The 21,326-nt window shown below is 61.5% G+C and carries 20 protein-coding genes; 11 read left to right on the forward strand and 9 right to left on the reverse strand.

Annotated elements, in window-relative coordinates:
• Nucleotides 1-92 precede the first annotated feature (92 nt).
• The 3 genes from ACLRGI_RS16655 to ACLRGI_RS16665 all read left to right on the forward strand — a co-directional run bounded on the left by ACLRGI_RS16655 (nucleotide 93) and on the right by ACLRGI_RS16665 (nucleotide 2,007).
• Complete coding sequence (locus ACLRGI_RS16655; RefSeq protein WP_419202675.1) at nucleotides 93-695, forward strand: hypothetical protein; 603 nt, start codon at nucleotides 93-95, stop codon at nucleotides 693-695.
• Between the two features lie 134 nt (nucleotides 696-829).
• Complete coding sequence (locus ACLRGI_RS16660; RefSeq protein WP_419202676.1) at nucleotides 830-1,549, forward strand: hypothetical protein; 720 nt, start codon at nucleotides 830-832, stop codon at nucleotides 1,547-1,549.
• 77 nt (nucleotides 1,550-1,626) lie between these two features.
• A complete protein-coding gene (locus tag ACLRGI_RS16665; RefSeq protein WP_419202677.1) occupies nucleotides 1,627-2,007 on the forward strand; it encodes a CPCC family cysteine-rich protein in 381 nt (126 codons plus the stop codon).
• Between the two features lie 234 nt (nucleotides 2,008-2,241).
• Here the strand turns inward: ACLRGI_RS16665 and ACLRGI_RS16670 are convergent, their stop codons facing one another.
• Nucleotides 2,242-4,635 (reverse strand): ATP-binding cassette domain-containing protein, encoded by a 2,394-nt coding sequence (locus ACLRGI_RS16670; RefSeq protein WP_419202678.1) that lies wholly within the window; start codon nucleotides 4,633-4,635, stop codon nucleotides 2,242-2,244.
• Nucleotides 4,636-4,766: 131 nt separating this feature from the next.
• Between ACLRGI_RS16670 and ACLRGI_RS16675 the strand changes: the two genes are divergently transcribed.
• The 3 genes from ACLRGI_RS16675 to ACLRGI_RS16685 are packed head-to-tail and all read left to right on the forward strand — an operon-like array spanning nucleotide 4,767 to nucleotide 7,775.
• Nucleotides 4,767-5,903 carry a type III polyketide synthase gene (locus tag ACLRGI_RS16675; RefSeq protein ID WP_419202679.1) on the forward strand — a complete coding sequence of 379 codons (1,137 nt, stop codon included), beginning with the start codon at nucleotides 4,767-4,769 and terminating at the stop codon, nucleotides 5,901-5,903.
• Nucleotides 5,900-6,652: a class I SAM-dependent methyltransferase gene (locus tag ACLRGI_RS16680; RefSeq protein WP_419202680.1), complete on the forward strand. Its 753-nt coding sequence runs from the start codon at nucleotides 5,900-5,902 to the stop codon at nucleotides 6,650-6,652. The genes ACLRGI_RS16675 and ACLRGI_RS16680 overlap by 4 nt, the downstream gene beginning before the upstream one ends.
• Nucleotides 6,645-7,775 carry an FAD-dependent oxidoreductase gene (locus ACLRGI_RS16685; protein ID WP_419202681.1) on the forward strand — a complete coding sequence of 377 codons (1,131 nt, stop codon included), beginning with the start codon at nucleotides 6,645-6,647 and terminating at the stop codon, nucleotides 7,773-7,775. Before ACLRGI_RS16680 ends, ACLRGI_RS16685 begins: the two co-directional genes overlap by 8 nt.
• Nucleotides 7,776-7,792: 17 nt before the next feature.
• Here ACLRGI_RS16685 and ACLRGI_RS16690 read toward each other — a convergent pair whose 3' ends face one another.
• Nucleotides 7,793-8,200, reverse strand: coding sequence for a nuclear transport factor 2 family protein (locus ACLRGI_RS16690; RefSeq protein WP_419202682.1), 408 nt, complete (start codon nucleotides 8,198-8,200; stop codon nucleotides 7,793-7,795).
• Nucleotides 8,201-8,253: 53 nt separating this feature from the next.
• On the opposite strand from ACLRGI_RS16690, the gene ACLRGI_RS16695 reads away from it, so the two are divergent.
• A complete protein-coding gene (locus ACLRGI_RS16695) occupies nucleotides 8,254-8,928 on the forward strand; it encodes a peptide deformylase (protein ID WP_419202683.1) in 675 nt (224 codons plus the stop codon).
• Nucleotides 8,929-8,950: 22 nt separating this feature from the next.
• On the opposite strand, the gene ACLRGI_RS16700 is transcribed toward ACLRGI_RS16695, so the two are convergent.
• Complete coding sequence (locus ACLRGI_RS16700) at nucleotides 8,951-10,966, reverse strand: S9 family peptidase (protein ID WP_419202684.1); 2,016 nt, start codon at nucleotides 10,964-10,966, stop codon at nucleotides 8,951-8,953.
• Nucleotides 10,967-11,034: 68 nt separating this feature from the next.
• Between ACLRGI_RS16700 and ACLRGI_RS16705 the strand changes: the two genes are divergently transcribed.
• The 4 genes from ACLRGI_RS16705 to ACLRGI_RS16720 all read left to right on the forward strand — a co-directional run bounded on the left by ACLRGI_RS16705 (nucleotide 11,035) and on the right by ACLRGI_RS16720 (nucleotide 14,124).
• Entirely contained in the window at nucleotides 11,035-11,883 is an 849-nt protein-coding gene (locus ACLRGI_RS16705) for a methyltransferase domain-containing protein (RefSeq protein WP_419202685.1), read from the forward strand.
• A gap of 103 nt (nucleotides 11,884-11,986) precedes the next feature.
• Complete coding sequence (locus ACLRGI_RS16710) at nucleotides 11,987-12,448, forward strand: NfeD family protein (protein ID WP_419202749.1); 462 nt, start codon at nucleotides 11,987-11,989, stop codon at nucleotides 12,446-12,448.
• A gap of 92 nt (nucleotides 12,449-12,540) precedes the next feature.
• On the forward strand, nucleotides 12,541-13,518 hold the full coding sequence (locus ACLRGI_RS16715; RefSeq protein ID WP_419202686.1) for an SPFH domain-containing protein: 978 nt from the start codon (nucleotides 12,541-12,543) through the stop codon (nucleotides 13,516-13,518).
• Nucleotides 13,519-13,776: 258 nt separating this feature from the next.
• Nucleotides 13,777-14,124, forward strand: coding sequence for an RNA polymerase-binding protein RbpA (locus ACLRGI_RS16720; protein ID WP_011774875.1), 348 nt, complete (start codon nucleotides 13,777-13,779; stop codon nucleotides 14,122-14,124).
• Nucleotides 14,125-14,223: 99 nt separating this feature from the next.
• On the opposite strand, the gene ACLRGI_RS16725 is transcribed toward ACLRGI_RS16720, so the two are convergent.
• The 6 genes from ACLRGI_RS16725 to ACLRGI_RS16750 all read right to left on the reverse strand — a co-directional run bounded on the left by ACLRGI_RS16725 (nucleotide 14,224) and on the right by ACLRGI_RS16750 (nucleotide 21,322).
• Nucleotides 14,224-14,967: a polyprenol monophosphomannose synthase gene (locus tag ACLRGI_RS16725; protein WP_419202687.1), complete on the reverse strand. Its 744-nt coding sequence runs from the start codon at nucleotides 14,965-14,967 to the stop codon at nucleotides 14,224-14,226.
• A gap of 147 nt (nucleotides 14,968-15,114) precedes the next feature.
• On the reverse strand, nucleotides 15,115-16,773 hold the full coding sequence (locus ACLRGI_RS16730; protein WP_419202688.1) for an amidohydrolase: 1,659 nt from the start codon (nucleotides 16,771-16,773) through the stop codon (nucleotides 15,115-15,117).
• 49 nt (nucleotides 16,774-16,822) lie between these two features.
• Nucleotides 16,823-19,798: a DEAD/DEAH box helicase gene (locus ACLRGI_RS16735; protein ID WP_419202689.1), complete on the reverse strand. Its 2,976-nt coding sequence runs from the start codon at nucleotides 19,796-19,798 to the stop codon at nucleotides 16,823-16,825.
• Nucleotides 19,799-19,822: 24 nt separating this feature from the next.
• Nucleotides 19,823-20,659, reverse strand: coding sequence for a twin-arginine translocase subunit TatC (tatC, locus tag ACLRGI_RS16740; RefSeq protein ID WP_419202690.1), 837 nt, complete (start codon nucleotides 20,657-20,659; stop codon nucleotides 19,823-19,825).
• A gap of 6 nt (nucleotides 20,660-20,665) precedes the next feature.
• On the reverse strand, nucleotides 20,666-20,935 hold the full coding sequence (gene tatA, locus ACLRGI_RS16745; RefSeq protein WP_419202691.1) for a Sec-independent protein translocase subunit TatA: 270 nt from the start codon (nucleotides 20,933-20,935) through the stop codon (nucleotides 20,666-20,668).
• A 36-nt stretch (nucleotides 20,936-20,971) separates the two neighbouring features.
• A complete protein-coding gene (locus tag ACLRGI_RS16750; protein ID WP_419202692.1) occupies nucleotides 20,972-21,322 on the reverse strand; it encodes a hypothetical protein in 351 nt (116 codons plus the stop codon).
• Between the last annotated feature and the right edge of the window lie 4 nt (nucleotides 21,323-21,326).

Consider the following 21,326-nt stretch of genomic DNA (forward strand, 5'->3'; position numbering starts at 1 on the left):
ACACGTCCCGCTGCCAGTCAAACAACGGGAGTAGAAGTGGGTGCGAGAACTCACCATAGCCAAGCGCATCCGCCTCGTCACGCCTGAGGACGGTGAGTAAGCCACGCAAACCAGGGGACCCCATCCGCTGGCCGGTCCCCTGCAACCGCTGCGGCCAGCACCACCAAACCGTCGCACGATGGCCCGACGGCGGAGTCTGCGGCTACTGCTACCAGCAAGCCAAACGCACCCGCGGCATCTGCGCCTGCGGACACGAAGGCGTCCTGCCCGGCCTCATCGATAACCAACCCGCGTGCCGTCGATGCTCAGGCATCCGACTCAACATCGACTGCGAGACCTGCGGAGCCGAGGACGAACTCCACAGCGGCGGGCGCTGCTGGACCTGCGTCCTCGGCAATGTCGTAGATGACCTGCTCACCGACCCGGCCACGGGAGCCATCGCCAACGATCTGATCCCGCTGGCGGCCGCGCTGAAGTCCATGAAACGGGCCAACAGCGGCATGACCTGGATCCGCCAAAAGCACGTCACCTTGTTCCTCCGCAATCTCGCGGTCGCACCAAAGATCACCCACGAAACCTTCGACGAACTGCCCCGACTCACGCACCCGCGACTACGTCCGCGGACTCCTCACAGAACACGGGGTCCTCCCCCAACGCGACGAACTCCGGATCCGCTACGACAGCTGGGCGGCTGAAACCCTCGAACGAGTGAGTGACCCGCAGAACCGTGAGGTGATCCGCCGCTACACCGATGGCACCACCAACGACGGATGAACCACATGGACGAAGTAGCCCGAGGCACTTCCTACGCGCCAAACAGGAAGTCACCGTGGCCATCGACCTGCTCAACTGGCTCACCGGATATGACATCAAACTGCCTGACCTGCAACAATCTCACCTCGACGTATGGCAAGCCGAAGGGCCAACAACCCGGCGCATCGCGGAGCGCTTTCTCAAATGGGCCACTAAGGCCAAAGTCGCCCCAGCCGGTCTCACCATCGTTCCGCACCGCCGCGGCACCAGCCCAAGACTCGCCAAGCCCGGGCAGGACGAAGCACTCAAACGAGTCATCGACGCCGACGAACTCGAAGCACGTGACAGGGCCGCCGCGATCCTCGTCCTCGTCTTCGGACAACAGGCTGAAAACATCGCACGGCTAACCTGGGACGACGTGACCATCACCGAAGAACTGGTCACCATCCAGCTCGGGTCGATCCAGATCGCCCTGCCGGAGCCTTTGGCCCAGCCGTGGCGCGAACTCGCCGCAAACCCAAAGCATGACCTGACCGCCTCACACCCCAATACCAGGTGGGTATTCCGCGGATCCTCGCCTGGGCGACACATCAACCCCGGATACCTCACAACGCGCCTCAGCACGCTGTTCAGCACCCGCGCCGCACGGCTGGGAACACTTCACGAACTCACCAAACTCGCACCCGTTGCCATCATCGCCGAAACCCTCGGCTACTCCCCCACGACCATCGAACGCCACGCGACCGACTCGGCCGCCGCCTACACGCAATACATCGCCGCGGTCCGCGGGGGCTAACCTGTCACCGCACCTCCGGTTCGATGAATGCCGTCGAATGAAAGTCGGCTGGTGCAGGAGCATGCCACACTGGCTAGATGTCGGACGCTCCCCCCTTTCCTTGCCCGTGTTGCGGATATCTCGTCTTTGACGAGCAACCCGGGGCGTATGAGATCTGCCCGGTTTGTGGCTGGGAGGACGACGTCTCGCAGTTGCGATTCCCGACAACGGGAGGAGCCAACGCACCCCTCATCGAATGCCAGCACGAGTATGCCCATCCTCCCGTTTGGGAACGGCCGCTCACCAACCCCGAGCAATTCGGATACGTCCGCGATCTCGATTGGCGTCCCCTCGACCCCGCAACCGACGATATGCAGCAGCCTCGGAAGGGAGTCGACTACGGAGGGACGTATGCCGCCGATTTGACCACCTACTACTACTGGCGCAATCCGGTCCAGACAGACAGCCCCGCTGGCTGAACTTAATCCTGGGGCTCCGCCGGCGGAGGAGCTGGATTATCGCACGGATCGGTGAGGAGCAGACTCAGGTCCGCGCTGGGCCCGACTGGATGCTGCAGCTTCATGACTCGCACACTGCAGCAGTATCCTCCATGTCAGCTACTCCCGGCCCATGAACACCCGCGCATGCCAGTTTGGGAGCGAGGTCGTATGGGGTTGTTGTGGCCATTGGATCGGCCACAACAACGCGGCTTGCTATTGAGAGACGTACGCCGCCAAGTGTTTGCCCGTCAACGTGGCCTTTCCGGCCACGAGCTCAGCCGGTGTTCCAGCGAAAACGATCTTGCCGCCGTCGTGTCCGGCACCTGGTCCAAGGTCGATGATCCAGTCGGCATGTGCCATTACGGCTTGGTGGTGTTCGATCACGATCACGGATTTTCCGGACTCAACCAAGCGATCCAGCATGCCCAACAGGTTCTGGACGTCCGCCAGGTGCAGGCCGGTTGTCGGCTCGTCGAGAATGTAAATATCTCCCTTTTCGGACATCTGCGTCGCCAACTTGAGCCGTTGCCGCTCACCGCCGGACAATGTGGTGAGGGGCTGACCGAGCGTCAGGTAGCCCAGTCCGACGTCGCCAAGGCGATCGAGAATCTTGTGGGCGGCGGGGGTCCGCGCTTCGCCCGCACTGAAGAAGACTTCAGCTTCATCGACAGACATTGCAAGCACTTCTGCAATATTCCGGTCCCCCAGCCGGTACTCCAGCACTGAAGCCTGGAAGCGCTTTCCCTCACACTCTTCACAGGGTGATTCGACAGTGGCCATTACGCCGAGATCCGTGTAGATGACACCCGCTCCATTGCACGTTGGGCATGCGCCCTCCGAGTTGGAGCTGAAGAGTGCGGGCTTGACGCCGTTGGCCTTGGCAAACGCCTTGCGGATGGGTTCCAGGAGCCCGGTGTAGGTGGCCGGGTTGCTTCTACGGGATCCCCGGATAGCGCCTTGATCCATCACCAGGACGCCATCACGCTTGGCCACGGAACCATGTATCAAAGAGCTCTTGCCTGAGCCGGCCACACCGGTAAGGACGCAGAGAACCCCAAGGGGGATGTCGACGTCGACGTTCTTGAGATTGTTTGTTGAGGCATTCCGGATTTCCATGTGACCGGAGGCGGACCGGACTTTGTCCTTGATGGACGCCCGATCATCCAGGTGGCGTCCGGTGATGGTGTCGCTCCCCCGCAGACCCTCAAGGTCCCCCTCGAAACACACTGTTCCCCCGCCGGTACCGGCGCCGGGTCCCAGGTCAACCACGTGGTCAGCGATCGCGATGGTTTCCGGCTTGTGTTCCACCACCAGCACTGTGTTGCCTTTGTCCCGAAGCTGTAGCAACAGCTGGTTCATGCGTTCGATGTCATGGGGGTGCAGGCCAATGGTGGGCTCGTCAAAAACGTAGGTGATGTCAGTGAGGGAAGACCCCAAGTGCCGGATCATCTTTGTCCGTTGGGCCTCTCCCCCGGACAACGTGCCGGCGGGCCGATCAAGGGAGAGGTAACCCAATCCGATTCCGGCGAATGAATCCAAGAGATGCTGGAGGCCTTTGAGCAAGGGGGCTACGGAGGGCTCATCCAGTTCGCGAACCCAGTCGGCGAGGTCACTGATCTGCATGGTACAGACGTCCGCGATGCTCTTTCCGTTGATTTTGGAGGACCTCGCCTCCGGGCTCAGCCTGGTGCCGTCGCACTCCGGGCACGTGGTGAAGGTAATGGCCCGTTCCACGAAAGCGCGGATGTGTGGCTGCAGGGCGTCCACGTCCTTGCTGAGCATAGACTTCTGAATCTTGGGGATCACGCCTTCGTACGTGAGGTTGATGCCCTCAACCTTGATCTTGGTGGGCTCACGGTAAAGGAGGTCGTGGAGTTCCTTCTTGGTGAACTTGGAAATCGGCTTGTCCATGTTGAAGAACCCTGAGCCGCTGAAGATGCGTCCGTACCAGCCGTCCATCGTATAGCCGGGGATGGTGAGGGCGCCTTCGCTGAGGGATTTAGTGTCGTCATAAAGAGCCGTGAGATCAAAGTCGTTGACCGAGCCCATGCCCTCACAACGGGAACACATGCCGCCCAGCCGGTTGAAGGTGGCTTTCTCGGTCTTGGTTTTGCCTTCACCGCGCTCCACAGTGATGGCGCCACTGGCTTTTACCGTGGGCACATTGAAGGAGTAGGCATTTGGCGACCCGATGTGCGGCTGGCCAAGGCGGCTGAACAAGATCCGCAGCATGGCATTGGCATCCGTGGCGGTACCAACGGTCGAACGCGGGTTGGAGCCCATCCGCTCCTGGTCCACGATGATCGCCGTCGTCAGGCCTTCCAGCACGTCGACGTCGGGCCTGGCAAGGGATGGCATGAAGCCCTGCACAAAGGCGCTGTACGTTTCGTTGATCATGCGCTGCGACTCTGCGGCGATGGTTGCGAAGACCAGGGAGCTCTTCCCGGAGCCGGAGACACCGGTGAAGACCGTGAGCCGGCGCTTCGGGATCTCGATGCTGATGTCTTTCAAGTTGTTTTCACGTGCACCCTGCACCCGGATTAAGTCGTGGGTATCCGCAACATGGGACCCCGAAGATTGCGTGTCCCTGCTCGTGTCGACAGTCATGATTTCTCCATCTGTTAGGCGGCGCTGCCCAACAGTCCCCCGTCGGCGTCGCCTTGCTCGTACTGACCGGCAACGGTCAGTACGTTTGATTCTGCCATTGTCTTCCTAGGTTTACTCGCTAAGAATGAAGCATGCCGGTATACATGAGGTCCCTTGAAACCGCCGTTCCGCAGACCATACTCGTCCAGCAGCAGGCCCGTGACGTTTTCGCATCCCAGCCCGGACTAACACGGCTGGGCACGCGACTGGTCAATACTTGTTTCGACTCAGCAGCAATAGACACCCGCTACACCGCCGTAGCGGAGCTTAGCCTTGATGCACATCCCGAAAATCCGCAATTTTTTGATCCCGACACCAATCGGGTCCTGAGCCCGAGCACAAAGGTCAGGAACGAGATCTTCGCGACGGAGGCCACCAAGTTGTTCGTGGAGGCAGGCAAGGCTGCAGTGGCGCAGGCATCCGGAATCGACCTGGACGACATCACGCATGTCATCACCGTGTCCTGCACAGGATTCTTCAACCCAGGTCCGGATTACAAGGTGGTCAGGGCCTTGGGACTCAACCCCTCGGTGCAGCGGTACCACCTCGGATTCATGGGCTGTTATGCAGCTTTCCCTGCCCTCAAGGCTGCCAAACAGTTCTGTGTCGCTGACCCAACAGCGGTGGTCCTGGTGATCTGCGTTGAACTCTGCTCCTTGCACGTGCGGACCTCGAACGACCCCGACACGATCATGGGATCGGCCATTTTCGGGGACGGCGCAGCGGCCGCCGTCGTGACCGCCCGGGAGCTGCAAGGGCCGGAGCCGGCCATCCGACTGGACCACTTTGAGACCGTCCTGACGCCTGTGGGCGAAGAAGCCATGGCCTGGAACATAGGCGACGAAGGATTCGAAATGGTGCTGGGATCGTACGTCCCGCACATTATTGAGGAACACATCACTGGTGCACTGGAGCCGCTTCTCGCCAAGGAGACTTCTCTGGCGGGACTCCCCTACCGCGACATCACCCACTGGGCCATACATCCCGGAGGCCGCAGCATCCTGGACAAGGTGGAGTCCAAGTTGGAACTTACCCCGGAGCAATTGGTTCCGGCGCGGGAGACACTGAGGGACTATGGGAACATGAGCAGCGCTACTGTGTTGTTCGTCCTGAAGCACATGCTGGAGCGGCCGGCAAGTGAACGTGAGGAGCGCATTTGCTCCATGGCGTTCGGGCCGGGGCTAACGGTGGAGACTGGACTCTTTACACTGGTCTCCCCTGCCCTGTGAGTCCTTGGGGCTTCCTCCGAGAGAGAGATGTGCAGGCAGTCGAGGAGATGGACCGGGCCGACTGTGATCCCGGGCGCCTCAACAGGACCTACGCCCGCTTTCCGGTGGTGAACAGATTGTTATCGCGATGGCACAGCACCTATCTCCAGAGACTGCGCCCGCTGTTGGCAGCCAACCGTACGGTGTCGTTGTTGGACATCGGATGTGGCAGCGGCGATGTGGCACGGAGCCTTGCGCTATGGGCCGGGCGCGATGGTTTTCGGCTGAGTGTGACCGCCATCGACCCGGACGACAGGGCTTTCGCCTTCGCATCCCGGGCCACTCGCGTGGAGGGCGTCAGCTACCGAAAGGCGCACAGTTCCGAACTCGTCGCAGAAGGCCGGAAGTTCGACGTCGTCATCTCCAACCATATCCTCCATCACCTGGACCCCGGGCAACTTGCAGCGGTCCTCCACGATTCGGAGGCGCTGAGCCGAAGGCTTTGCCTCCATAACGACCTCAATCGCAGCAGCACCGCTTACCTGCTGTTCATGGCGGGCTTTTGGCCCCTGGGCGTGGGGTCGTATATCTGCGGGGATGGTTTGACGTCCATCAGGCGCAGCTACACTGCGGCGGAACTGAGAGCTGCTGTTCCGGCCTCTTGGTCAGTGGAGCGAAACGGACCATGGCACCATCTCCTTGTGCATGAAGGGCGGGTTCGCGGGCGTCCCAAGCTTGATGTCGAACAACACCTGGAGGATCGTGCCTGACGTCGTGATAGTTGGCGCCGGTCCTGTTGGCCTGTTCATGGGGCTCCTGTTGCTTCAGCGGGGGCATCGCGTCCGCATCCTCGAACGCCGGAACTGCAGGAGCAACCGTTCGCGTGCCATCGGAATCCACCCACCGGCGTTGGCGGAACTGGCACGTGCTGGAGTTGCCGAGCAACTGACAACTGCCGGAGTCCATATCAAACGGGGCGTGGCTTACAGCCGGCAGCAACGCGTGGCCGAGCTCGCTTTCGACGGCGACGTTGCCTTTCCCTATATCCTTGCGGTTCCGCAGACGGTCACTGAGGAAGTCCTGGAGCGGGCGGTGCTTGGTCTGGACCGCGGGGCGATCTTGCGGGGTGTTGATGTCCGGAAGATCAACGACGCCGGTCCTACCTTACGTGTCCGCGCCGACACACCTGGCGGAGGCCTGGAGGTGGCGGCCCGTTTGGTCATCGCCGCCGACGGAGCGCATTCAACCATCCGCCGGCACTTCCTGCCCGGGGCACCATCCCGCAGCTATCCGGACTGCTACATCATGGGCGATTTTCCGGATAACACCCGGCATGGCTCCGACGCCGTCTTGTACTTGGAACCAGAAGGAATTGTGGAGTCCTTTCCCCTGCCCGGAGGTGTCCGCAGATGGGTCGTCAGGCTGGGCGCACGGCTCAAGGACCCGACGGCGGAGGGGTTGGCTGACTTGGTCACCGCCAGGACCGGTGAGGCGCTGGATGTGGCCGGCAATACGATGCTTAGCGCTTTCGAAGTGCAATCCCGGCTGGCTCAGCGCATGGTTCACGGCAGAGTGGTGTTGCTGGGGGACGCCGCCCACGAGATCAGCCCTATCGGCGGGCAGGGCATGAACCTTGGCTGGTTGGACGCCGCTGCACTGGCCCCCATTGTGGATGCCTCGTTGAGGGGAGCTGATGTGGGGCGTGCGCTGGAGAGCTTCGAAAGAACACGCCGGAAATCGGCGCTCCGGGCTTCCAGGCAGGCCGGGCTCAACATGGCGCTGGGACGACCACTGCCACCTGCGGCCATGGATGCCAGGAACAGGCTATTTGCCCGTGCCTTGGAACTTCCGGTTGTAGCAGGTTTGGTAGAGCGGCGCTTCACCATGCGTTAGACATGCCGGGACGTTGGCTATTCCGGCGTCGTGTAGTAGCAGTCGTAGGTGTCCTGGCTGATGATCAGCCCGTCCCGCAGCTCGAAGACAGCTGTGCTCCTGGCCCTGATGGTATCGCCGCGGTCCCAGTGCGGAAGGTCAAGAAGCAGGGTGGCCGACCAATTCATCTCCAGCACCACCCGGTTGTCCTGGCTCGTTGAGCGGACTATTTCAAATCGCTGATCGGAAACGATGTCCTTGCTATGGTCGGCGCCGGTCAGGGTCTCGGCCAGGTTGCGGATGGAGCCTGTTTTGGACAAGGCGTGCGGCCACTCCGTCAGCTGGAAGTCGTCGGCAAGGAAGGGCCGTAGTTCAGCAGCCCCACCGCCGGCTTCAACTGTTCGAACAAACCCAAGTACACAATCCAAAGGCGTGGAATCGATCATTTATCGAGCCTAGCCCACGCTCACGAATGCCCTGATCGCGTTAGGCTCACTGTATGACGCACCAACCTCATCCTGAGGCCACGAGCCCTGCCACGGACTACAACCCAACCCGAATACGTGACGCTGTCCGTCGGTTGCTTGATGCAGAAGGACTCCCGCCGATCGTGCAAGCCGGGCACCCCGTGTTGCGCCAGTTGGCGGCCCCGTACGACGGCCAGATTGACGATGCCGAGTTGGCGGCTTTCATTGAGCGGATGAGGGACGTCATGCTGGACGCCCCGGGTGTTGGACTGGCCGCCCCACAGCTGGGCATTCCCTTGCAACTGGCCGTCCTGGAGGACAAATATGAGGTGGATCCGGAGTCGGCCTCGGTCCGGCACAGGGAACAGCTTGAATTCTTCGCCATGATTAACCCGGAGTACCGCCCACTCGGAACTGAGGCTGCCGCGTTCTATGAAGGCTGCCTGTCCGTGAGCGGATACCAAGCGGTGGTGACACGTCACAGGAATATAGAGTTGCGCTACACCAATCCCGCAGGCGAGCCCGTGGAAGAGTGGTTCTCGGGTTGGCAGTCCCGCATAGTGCAGCACGAAACGGACCACCTCCATGGCGTCCTGTACCTGGACCGGGCCGAACTGCGGTCACTGTCCAGCAATGCTGAGCACTCCGCCCGGTGGTTCGCTCCGGAAATTGACGAGGCCCGCCGGGCCCTTGGATTCCTTCGCTGACGCCGAATCCGGACAAGAGAACCTAGTCCTCCAAGCGATTGCCTTCCGTTGGAAGGTGCTGTGCCCACCAGCGGAGAATGTACTCGAAGCGCTGCCTCCGGTGGGTAGGCGTTCCGGAGCGTGACAACTCGTGGTCCTCCCCGGGGAAAATCAGCAACGAAGTCTCAACGCCCTGGGCCTTCAGGTGGGCGTAGTAGCGTTGACCCTGTTCGATGGGGCACCGTAGATCGTTCTCACTGTGAATCACCAGGGTAGGTGTATCCACACGCGAGACTACCGCCATGGGACTTTGGGCTTCCCTTTGTTCCCGGGTTCCACCGGTGTATTCGGCCCCGAAGAACCAACCGATATCTGCCGAACCCGCAAAGCTGACCGGGTCCAGGAAGCCTCGCTCCACAACAGCCCCCTTGAACCTGTGATCGTGGGCAATGGTCCACGCGGTCAGGTAGCCACCATAGGAACCTCCCATGATCCCCACACGGTCTTCATCCAAGGTATCGAACGAGGACAGTGCCGCGTCCAGGAACGCAAGGACGTCCTGCATATCCAGGGTTCCCATGCGTTCCTTGATGGCGCGTCCGTGGGCTTGACTGTAACCGGAAGACCCGCGTGGATTGCACATCACCACCGCGTACCCGGCGGCAGCATATACCTGCGCTTCGTCGAAGAATGCACCCGTGTACTGGGAGAACGGGCCGCCGTGAATGGTGAGCAGAACAGGGTGCGGTCCCGGGCCATCAGGCAATACCACCCAGCCGTGAACGAGATGCCCGTCGGTGGACCCGGTTTGGAAGTCCACTGGTTCCGTGACCCGTGAGTTGTTACGCAAGGCGGCGGAGAAATCCGTCAGAAGTCGGATCTCTCCCCGTTCCAGTGATGCCACATCACCCACGGTAGAAGCATCAGAGAAACTCACTGCGGTTTCACCGTTGGCGGCCACGGCTGCCCCGATAACTACACGGGCGCCGTGAACCAGTGGTGTGATGGCGCCTTCCGCCGTGACGTCCAGCAGTTCGACAGTTCCCAACGCCGTGTTGAGCACCAGCATGCTGGTGGGACCGCTGGGTTCCAGCGGTCCAGCCACATCCAAATGTTCCACGTCCGTCAGGGCCACTGCTTCTCCCCCGGAAACGGGCATGACATGCAGGACGGCATTCCTGGCCACAAAATCCTTTCCGGTGTCACCCAGGTCCTGGGCAACGTAAAACAGCCAACTGCCATTCGTGGAGACCCGCACGGACGTGACGGTCTGCAGCTTCTTGTTGGAAGGTTCGACGACGGTCGGCTGGCCGCCGTCGGCGCCGATCCTGTAAACGCTGGTGACGAGGTCGTGGTCGTGTCCTTCATGGAGGGCGGCAATGAAGTAGAGGTGGGTGCCGTCAGCTGAAAAGCACGGCGACTCGTGGTCGGAGTCGCCGAAGGTGACCTGCTTTGCAGCAGGAACCCCCGTAACCTCCCGCGTGGGCTGTTCGTGGGAGGCCCTCCCTCGCGGAACAACTACCGGTTCGCCACCCAACTCCGGAACTTCAACGACGAACAACTGCTGACGCTGGTCGGCGGTATATCCGAGGCCGTTCATCCTGTATTGGTTGGCCGTGATGAGCCGGGGGTCTTCTCCACCCGAGGTGACCCCGTCCACTGTGCCGTAACGGCCCTGTTCCGGCACACGGGCCTCGAAGGCGATGCGGTGGGAGTCCGGGGCCCAGACGAATCCACCCACGCCGGTGTGCTGATCCGTGATCCGCTGTGGTTCGCCGCCTGCGGCCTCCACGACGAACAGTTGTGCTTTACCCTCCGGGTCATTCCTGAGGAATGCCAGGACCAGGCCGTCGGGAGAGAACGCCGGGAAACTGTCGCGGAAGCCGCGCGTGATGCGCCGCGGATGCTTGCTGGTGTCCAAAGGAACACTCCACAGCTGACCAACGTAGTTGTCAGCAGCAAAATCCGGCCTCGTGACAGATACCACCGCCTTGCTGCCATCGGGGTGGATTGCCGGGGCGGACACGGAGTTCAGCAGGTGCAGTTGCTCGGGTTTCACGTTGGTGAGCCTAGCCCGGCCGGTGCGCACCAGGCACCTGACACTCCGCCCGCCGTAGGATTGGAGCCATGTTGTCCGAAGCCGTTGCTGCCCTCCGCTGTCCTGTTTGCCAAGGGGCGTTCCACCTCACGGAGGGCCGGCAGCGGACTCTCGCCTGTATGGCCGGGCACCTGTTCGACGCGGCAAAACAAGGCTATTTCAACTTCCTTACAGGGAAAGGCACCGTCTTCGAATCCGACTCGGCAGAGATGGTGGCCGCTCGACACAGGTTCTTGGAGGCCGGACACTACTCCGGCCTCGCCGAGGCTGTTGCCCAGGCAGCCGCACGATCGCTGCAACGCCGATCGCTGCAAGGCCCCGACGCACTGGTCCTCGACGCCGGTACCGGTACCGGCCATTACCTGAAGGCAGTCCTTGAGAGGTCCGGGGCGAGGGGAATCGGGGTGGACATATCCAAATTCGCCCTCAGACGGGCTGCCCGGCTCAATCCGGATGCCGTCAACCTTGTGTGGGACATTTGGCGCCCCTTGCCCATGGCGGACAACACTGCGGACGTGGTCATGGTGGTCTTTGCCCCGCGAAACCCCGCCGAGTTCGGCCGGGTGCTTCGACCGGGAGGCTCACTGATCGTGGTCACGCCCAGGCCCGGCCACCTCGCTGAGATCGCAGCGCGGACAGGCATGCTCAACATTGAGGAGGCCAAAGAAGAGCGGCTTGCGGACTCCATGCGGGGTCATTTCGTTTCAGGGAGAAGCCAAAACCTTGATCTTCCCTTGGCGCTGAGCGGACCCGAGGTAGCAGACCTTGCCTTCATGGGTCCGGCCGGGCACCATCTGCAGATTGGAGAATTGGCCATCTTGGATGGTCCTGTGGCTGCCACAGCGAAGTTCCGGATCAGTGAATTCACCGTGTCCTGAGGAGTGAATCCGCCCCGTCCTGACGTGGAATGAAACGTCGGGCTAGGATGGAGGAACAGTGACTGTGATCCCGCTCGCGGGATCCGGGACCAAGGGGGAAATGATGTTTGAATGGCTCGGCGAGAATTGGTGGGCCCTCTGGCTCACGGTCTTCCTCGCGTTCGCGGTGGTGGAGATGCTGACCCTCGACCTCTTCTTCATCATGCTGGGCGGCGGAGCCCTGGCCGGGTTGATCGCCGACTTCGCGGGGGCCGATTTCTGGCTCCAAATCGTGATCTTCTCCGTGGTCTCCCTCCTCATGATTGTTTTTGTCCGTCCCGTCGCCATGAAGCATCTGCATAAAGGGCCGGCAGAACAGCGCAGCAATATCGACCGACTCATCGGTCAATCCGCCCTCGTCATTGAGGCCGTGAGCGGAACCAGTGGACTGGTCAAGATCGGCGGAGACGTTTGGAGCGCCCGCAGCACCGCCGGTGTCCTTGACGCCGGTTCAACGGTCCAGGTCACCAGGATCGACGGCGCGACGGCGGTAGTTGCCTCGACCGCCGAGAACAGCCCGCGCTAAGGAGCGCCCTTGAATTACAGCGGTTGCCGACCCGGGCAGCCTGCCCGGGTCCAGCCGCATCAAGCCACGCAATTGGGGAATGAAGGAGATGTATGGACGGCTTAGGAGGAACAGCAGCAGCAATCGTGCTGGTTGTTCTCGTCATTTTTGTCATCATCGTGTTGGTCCGCTCGGTAAGGATCATCCCGCAGGCGCGTGCCGGCGTCGTTGAACGACTCGGCAAGTACCAGCGGACGCTCAACCCGGGACTCACCATCCTGATCCCGTTCGTCGACCGGCTGCTGCCGCTTCTCGACTTGCGCGAACAGGTGGTGTCCTTCCCGCCTCAGCCTGTCATCACCGAGGACAACCTGGTGGTTTCGATTGACACCGTTGTCTACTTCCAAGTCACCGATCCCCGGGCTGCCACGTACGAGATCGCCAACTACATCCAAGCCGTGGAGCAGTTGACCACCACCACGCTTCGAAACGTAGTGGGCGGGCTCAACCTCGAAGAAGCCCTCACATCCCGCGACCAGATCAATGGCCAGCTGCGTGGTGTCTTGGACGAAGCGACGGGCCGCTGGGGCATCCGCGTGTCCCGCGTGGAGCTGAAGGCGATTGATCCGCCCCACTCCATCCAGGACTCCATGGAGAAGCAGATGCGCGCAGAGCGGGACCGTCGTGCAGCCATCCTTACTGCTGAAGGCACCAAGCAATCGCAAATTCTCACCGCCGAGGGCCAGCGACAGGCTGCCATCCTTGCGGCTGAAGGTGACGCGAAAGCGGCCATCCTGAGGGCTGACGGTGAAGCCCAGGCCATCCAGAAGGTCTTCGACGCCATCCACAAGGGCAACCCGGACCAGAAGCTCCTTGCATACCAGTACCTGCAGACACTTCCCAAGATCGCTGAGGGAAGCTCGAACAAGCTCTGGATCATTCCGAGCGAAGTCGGCGAAGCACTCAAGGGCATCGGCGGCGCCCTTGGAGGCAACAACGGGGACTCCCCCGTCGGCCTCTTCGGGAACAGCGAAGCGCCAAAGACTTCAGAGCCGGCGGGAGCAGCCCCGCAGCCGCGGCCAGCTGAATAATCCACCATCTGCAGGGTCCGCGAGCGGTCAGCCGGTCAGGCTGGCCGCTCGTCGTTTGTGGGCCTTTTTGAGTAGTGGCCATTGATCCGCGTATAATGGGATATTTGTCCGGCTGGTTCAGCGTGGATGGAACATTAAAGCTTGGCCAGGCGTTGCAATTAGTGATGCAAGGTGTGCAGAAGTAGTCCGTAAGGATCGTGAAAACGGCTTACGGCTAGCGCGGAGTTCCTGCTCCGCGAACAGACAGAGGGAGTAATCATGAGCGATCGCAGCCTGCGGGGTATGCGTCTTGGCGCCCAAAGCATGGAAACAGAATCCGGCGTTGAACCGGCACCGCGCCAGCGGGTCGAGTACCGTTGCGAGGACGGCGAGCAGGTCTTCGTGACCTTCTCCTCCGAAGCCGAAATTCCCCCCGTTTGGGTTTCCAAGACCGGCAAGGAAGCACTGCTGGTTGATGGCGAGCGACCTGTGGACGCCAACGAGAAAGCCGTCCGCACCCACTGGGACATGCTCCTGGAACGCCGCAGCCTTCCCGAGCTGGAGCAGATCCTTGAGGATCGTTTGAACATCCTGCGTGAGCGCCGTGGAGAGCGCCGCTCCGCATAGTCGGCCTTCGACTCAAAAGGCCGGGTCCGGTTCCCCCTGGGAATCGGGCCCGGCCTTTCTGTGTGCCGAAAGTGCGGAGTTACTGGCTGGGAGTATGTGCTACTTGGCCACAGCAGGCGACTTGCGGGTGAGCTTTTCCCAACGTGCTGCGAGTCCCCATTTGGTGACGTTGATCATGGCTTCCACCACAATGTTGCCGCTCATCTTGGATGCCCCGAGCTCGCGCTCAACAAAGGTGATGGGCCGTTCTTCAATGCGGAGGCCAAGCTTCGCCACCCGCCACGCAAGGTCAACCTGGAAGCCGTAGCCCACCGACTCGACCTCGTCCAGGTTGAGGGCCTCCAAAGTGCTTCGGCGGAAGGCGCGGTAGCCCCCGGTGACGTCCTTGATCTTGACGCCCAACATGATCCGGGCGTAGGTGCTCCCGATGCGGGAGATTGCCTGGCGGTAAAGCGGCCAGTTAACTACGCTGCCACCCGGAACCCACCGTGAGCCCATGGCGAGGTCTGCCCCGTCCTTCACGGCGTCGAGGAGAAGCGGCAGCTGTTCCGGCTTATGGGAACCGTCGGCGTCCATTTCAACCAGGACGTCATAGCCTGCGGCCAGTCCCCACTTGAAGCCGGCGATGTAGGCGGCTCCAAGGCCTTCCTTGCCCTTGCGGTGCAGAACGTGCACTTGGCTGTCTTCTGCCGCGAAACCATCGGCAAGCTTTCCCGTGCCGTCAGGGCTGTTGTCGTCGACCACCAGGACATCGGATTCAGGTACTGCTGCGCGCAGCCGTCCCAATGTCACGGGGAGCGATTCCAGCTCGTTGTAGGTGGGAATGATCGTCAGGACACGCAAGAAGAGGCCTTTCCTTGATGGAGCGGTCAGTGTGCCGGAGCAGCCTCGCGGCTGGCGTTCTGGCGCAACTCTCCATTATAGGACGTCGACAAGGATTCAATGGGCGCCTGTGGTGCCGGACACACAGGGGCAGGTGAACGGTGTGTTCTACACTCTCAAAGACTCGTGGGCGAACAACTCGTGTCCCTCCCGCACTGTTTGCAAGCAGCGGGGGTCACTCCCGGTATCCAAGGCCGGCAAGAGGGGTGTCCGCGCCCGCGGATCAGTGCTCCACGACTGTACGCGGCTATCAGCGACCTGGACCATCAGTTCGTCCACTTCCCAGACAGCGAAACTGGCTGGCGCGCCAGGGACCAACTGGCCCATCAGGGGGTTTCGGTTTCTCGTTGCGCGCCATCCCGCGCGGGTGTGGCCCAGGAATGCGGCACGCGCCGAGATTCTTTGCTCGGGATTGCTGTGTTCCAGGCAGGCTCGAACGCTCGACCATGGGCGGAGAGGCGTCACCGGGCTGTCACTGCCGAAAGCAACGGGAACGCCGCTTGCGTAGAAGGAAGCGAAGGGGTTCATCGTTTTATGGCGGCCGCCCAAGCGCTGCTCGTAAACACCACCCGCTGCACCCCACGCGGCGTCAAAAGCAGGCTGAACACTGACCGACACCGAGTACTTCGCCAGCTGGTCGATGGCGGCCTGATCAGCCATTTCCACGTGCTCAAGCCGATGGCCGGCTGCCCGGATACGCTGCTCCCCTACCTCTGAAGCCGCCGCGTCGAGCGCATCCAGCACTGCCCCCAACCCGGCGTCACCTATAACGTGGAAGCCGGCCTGGACACCGATGAGGGAGGTGGCCACGAGGTGTTTGGCCGCGTCATCCACGGACAGAAACAGGCTGCCGCGTTGTCCCGGAGCATCGGAGTAGTCGTCCAGGAGGGCTGCTGTGCGGGAACCGATGGAACCATCAATGTTAAGGTCACCGGCGAGGCCCAGGACCCTCGTACCCAAACCGTCGAGAATGGCTTGGGCATGCTCCGCCGAGGTGGCCAACCCGCCCCAGTAGGGAAGCACCTCCGGCTGGTTCCAGTTGTCGTTCCACGACGTGGCTGCCCTCAGGTCCTCGGGCCCGCCAATGTGCGGTGCAGCCATTTCCGCCAAGGCGACGTAGCCGTTGGCAGCGGCTTCCTCCAGTGCCAATTTCTGGTATCCGCGCCGTTCGGCCTCCGGGAACTTCCTTGCTGTCAGCCGGGCGGCAGTATGTGCCGCACGTACAACGCGGGCTTCCCCGGAGAAACCATCAAGCCCATCCAAATCTGCGGCCGCAACCAATGAGGAGGAAACCAGGGCAGAGTGGACATCGATGCGTGACAGATAGACGGGTCGCCCGGCAGAGGCCCTTTCGATTTCTTCCAGCGTGGGCAGTGTGGGATCGTGCCACGTGGTTTCATCCCAACCATGGCCCAGGACCGTGCCTGTGCCGCTGGCGGAGGAAACGGCGTCGAGCAGTTCCTTGGCCGAGCGCACCGCCGTGAGCTGCAGTCCCGACAGGGCCAAGCCTGTCTCCGTCAGGTGTGCATGGGAGTCCACGAACCCCGGCGCCAGGAGGGCTCCGCGGAGGTCCATGATGTCCATGGACGAGTCAGCGATGGAGGTGGCCGCCTGCTCTGAACCGACCCAGGCTACGGTATCGCCGTCCACCACCATGGCGGTCGCAAAGGGATCCGCGGCGGTATAGATCGAACCGTTGCGGTACATCGTGACCTTACGGTCCTTCGTGGGGCGGTCTTGGCCGGCTGGCACGCCTGGCTGATTCATGCGTTGTGCTCCTCGAGCGTTGAAAACTGTCAATGAGTAAAGGGGCGCGTTAAGCCACCGTGGAGTAGGCCACCACGCCTCGGCGAACCAAATCGATGGACTCGCGGCAAATGCGGGCCAAGCGGGGGTCCAGTTGCGGGATCTTCGCCAGCTGGTCAAGGAGATCCACCACTTGCTTGGCCCAGCGGACAAAGTCGCCGGCAGCGAGGTCGGTCCCGCTGAGCACGTCCTGAAGATGCCGGCCCTTGGCCCATTTGTACATGGGCCACATGAGCCCAAGTTCCGGTTCGCCCGTCAGCGGGAGCCTATTGCGTTCCTCGGTATCTTCCAGTTGGGACCATTCGCGGATGACGATGTCCACGGCTGATTCCAGTGCAATGCTGGGCATCCGGGGCCGCAGCCCGCGGTCTTCGCGTTTGGCTTGGTAAACCAGGGTGCTTGCAAGCGATGCGAGTTCGGCGGCGTCGAGGTCGTTGATGGCACCGCGCCGAACTGTTTGGGAAATGAGCAGGTCCTTCTCACCATAGATCCGGCGAAGCCGCTGCCCGTCGGTGCTGATGGTGACATGCCCGGCGTCGGAGGTCTCCAAGTAACCGTAAACGGAAAGGACATCGCAGACGCGGTCAAAAGTCTTGGCGATGGTGTTCGTCCTGCTTTGGATCTGCCGGACCAAGCCGTCGGTTTCCCTGCGCAGCTTCCACCAGCGCTCCGACCACCGGGCATGATCCTCCCGTTCGCTGCAGCCATGGCACGGGTGAGCCCTGAGGGCTCGCCGAAGATCCGCGATCTTCTTCTCTTGATCAGGCAGGCGGGCCCCGAGGCCGAAATCTTCGTGCCTGCTGTTACGGCGGCTGTGCGGTGCGTCCTCACTGATGGCGTGCTGCATGGACGAAGCGAGATCCCTACGGGATTTGGGAACCTTTGCATTGAAGGACTTCGGAATACGGATGCGCGTCACCGGAGACACCGGACCGTCGAGGTCGTGGACGCCAATGCGTCGCAGTTGGTTGTCAGAGGTGAGTACGGACGGCCTTGGCTCGCGGGCATTGCGGTCCACCTCCAGCACAACGGCGTGTCCCGCGAGACGGCCGCTGTAGATGCTGATGACGTCGCCGGGGATCAGGCGTGCCAGGGAATCCGCCACATGCGATTTACGGGCGCGCTGATGGTCCCGGGCGGCAAAATTCTCGGCATCACTGAGTTCACGCCGGAGTTTTGCGTACTCGGTGAAGTCGCCCAAGTGGCACTGCATGGATTTGGCGTAGCCTGCCAGCGACTCTTCACGTCCCCGAACTTGCCGGGCAAGGCCCACGACGGATCGGTCCGCCTGGAATTGGGCAAACGAGGACTCAAGAATTTCACGGGCACGGACCCGCCCGAACTGGGCAATCAGGTTGATGCTCATGTTGTACGTGGGCCTGAAACTGGAGTTCAGGGGGTAAGTGCGGCGCGAGGCCAGGCCTGCCACGGCAGCCGGATCGGTTCCAGGCTGCCACAGCACGACGGCATGGCCTTCAACGTCGATGCCACGCCGTCCGGCCCGACCTGTGAGTTGGGTGTACTCCCCCGCCGTGATGTTGACGTGCGCCTCACCATTGAACTTTTCCAGCTTTTCGAGAACAACACAGCGTGCGGGCATATTGACGCCCAGAGCCAGCGTTTCGGTGGCGAAGACTGCCTTGACCAAGCCGTCGGCAAAGAGCTTTTCCACTACTTCCTTGAACGTAGGAAGCATGCCTGCGTGGTGGGCAGCGAAGCCCCTGATGAGTCCGTCGCGCCAGCCCCAGAATCCGAGGACGTCGAGGTCATCCGCCGGAATCTCGTGGCTTGCCTCGTCCACGCGCTGGGCAATGATCTGCTGTTCTCGCTCACTGGTCAGCCAAAGTCCTGATGCTGCACACTGGGCTACGGCTGCGTCACAGCCGGCCCTGGAGAAGATGAACGTGATGGCAGGCAGGAGGTCCTGGCGCCGGAGGCTCTCAACGACTTGGGGGCGGCTCGCTTTTCGCACGGGACTGCGCTGTTCGGACTGCTGCCGCTCATCGCGATAGCGGTCCTGGCGCCGACGGCTGCGGCCACCATGGCCAAATCGGCCGCTCATGTTCATCCGGCTCTCGGAACGCGCCATTGCCAACAGATCAGGATTCACTTCGAACTCGGGACCAGTGACCGCCTGGCGAACTGTACCGGCGGACGCACGCTTGGCAGCGACTTTTGGCCGCTCAGTGCTCGCCGGCTCTGACACCACCTCATCGGCTTCGGAAAGTTCCGGCGCTTCGGTTTCCTGCATGCCGGGCGCCTGCGGTGCAATTTCGTCAAAGGTGGTGTCGCCGGCAAAGAGATCAACTATCTCCCGACCCACCATGACGTGCTGCCACAGCGGCACGGGACGATGTTCGGAAACGATGACGTCCGTATCGCCCCGTACGGTATCCAGCCAAGCGCCGAATTCTTCCGCGTTGGAAACCGTGGCGCTCAGAGAGGCAACCTGCACTTCGCTGGGCAGGTGGATGATCACCTCTTCCCACACGGCACCGCGGAAGCGGTCGGCCAGGTAATGGACTTCGTCCATCACCACAAACCCCAGATCGCCGAGGGTTTCCGAATCGGCGTAAAGCATGTTCCGAAGAACTTCGGTGGTCATTACCACTACGGGAGCATCGCCGTTGATGGTGGTGTCCCCTGTCAGCAAGCCAACGTTCGCGGCCCCGTACTTCGCTGCCAACTCCGAGTATTTCTGGTTGCTCAAGGCCTTGATGGGAGTGGTGTAGAAGGCCTTCAGTCCGCGTTCCAAAGCCAGGAAGATCGCGAACTCTCCAACGATTGTTTTGCCTGCGCCGGTGGGGGCAGCCACCAGAACGCCGCGTCCCTCCTGGAGGGACCGGCACGCCTCTCGTTGGAAGTCGTCCAGTTCAAACTCCAGGGACCGGGAGAATGCGCCGAGGTAGGTTTTCGACTCAGCAGCCCGCTGTGCTGCCGCCTGGTAACGGTCTGATGGCGATGAAGACCCGGAAAAGGAAGACATGCATCAAGCCTAGTGGCCCAAGGTCTAGAGATTCTCCAGATCAGTGGCCGGGGTTGCGATGTCGGCAGTGGCTTCGGTCTCTGCTGCCTTCTTGATGGCTCGGCGTTCACGACGCCGGTCATTCAGGACACAGACACCGATGGCTGCGAAGAACAGGAGCAACATGGGGGCTGCCAGGTAGAACATGCTCATGGCGTCAGCGCCCGGAGCGGCCATCGCAGCGAACAAGCACACCAGGAAGATGGTGATTCGCCAACTCTTGATGAGCTGTTTGCCCTTCACGATTCCAGCCAGGTTCAATCCCACCAGCACCACAGGGACCAGGAAGGCGATACCGAAGGCCAACAGGAGCCGGAGGACGAATGCCAGGTACACCTGAGCGGTGATGAAGTTTGAGGCACCTATGGGAGTGAAGTCTGTCAGGACCCGGACAGCGTTGGGCAGCACGAGCCACGCAAGCAGAACGCCTCCGATGAACAAAGGGACAGCGGCTGCCACAAAGGCCAAAGCCAGGCGTCGCTCCTTTTTGTGGAGACCCGGGACGATGAACGCCCACAATTGGTAGATCCAGACGGGGCAGGAGATGATGACGCCGAGAAAGACGGACACCTGCACCATGAGGTCGAACGAGCTGGCGACGCCGTCGAAGTTCAGCGTGGCAGCGCGTCCCTCTTTTTCGTTGAGGTCCTTGATCGGCTTAATCAGGGCTTCCAGAAGAGGCTGATAAACAATGAAACCCGCCACTGTCCCCACGATGACGCCGATTGCAGCCTTGAAGAGCCGGTTTCGCAGCTCCTTAAGGTGGTCCAGGAGCGCCATCCGGGCTTCGGGGTTGGCCTTGCGCCCCTTCGTCTCTACCACTTCTCTTTAGACGCGGTTGGAGGGCGGTACGTCAGTCTCGCCGTTGTTGTTGGCCTTGACGTTGGGGTGGCCTACGACCTTGCCTTCGACGGGGTCGGAAGCGTCCTGGGAGTCCTTGGCTTCGGAAGAACCGTCCTTCTTCATCTCCCGGACTTCGGACTTGAAAATACGCATCGACTGCCCAATGCTGCGCGCCATGGACGGCAGCTTCGGCGCTGCGAAGAGCACCAGAGCCAGGACGATGATGATGATGAGATGCCAGCCTTCGAGCCTCATGTGGGGAGGTCCTTTCCTTTTGGATACATCCTACGTCTATCTGAATTCAATGTCGTGCAGGGATTGGGGTTGGCCCCGTTCTGCCTTGCGCTTGACGCGCCGTTGACGACGAACTTCCTGACGGAAGGCATTGGCCGTCAGGTAATCATGACGCATCTGCTCCGGCGAGGCAAAAATTGCGGACCCCGGTTCGGGTCGGAGTCCGGCAGGTTCAAGGTCGGAGGTTTCCGGGCCAGGAGCAAGGTTGCTGAAGCGTTTACTTGCGGCACCCAGTTCATGAACAGTTGACATGAATTTCCGGTACAGGCGGTAGCCCAATGTCAGATGAAGGAGCAACGAAAGGGCTATGAGCGCGATCCATAACAGGATCCAGAACCACCAAGGCATTTGA

The organism is Paenarthrobacter sp. PPS72 (assembly GCF_048537125.1).
Lineage (GTDB): Bacteria > Actinomycetota > Actinomycetes > Actinomycetales > Micrococcaceae > Arthrobacter > Arthrobacter nitroguajacolicus_E.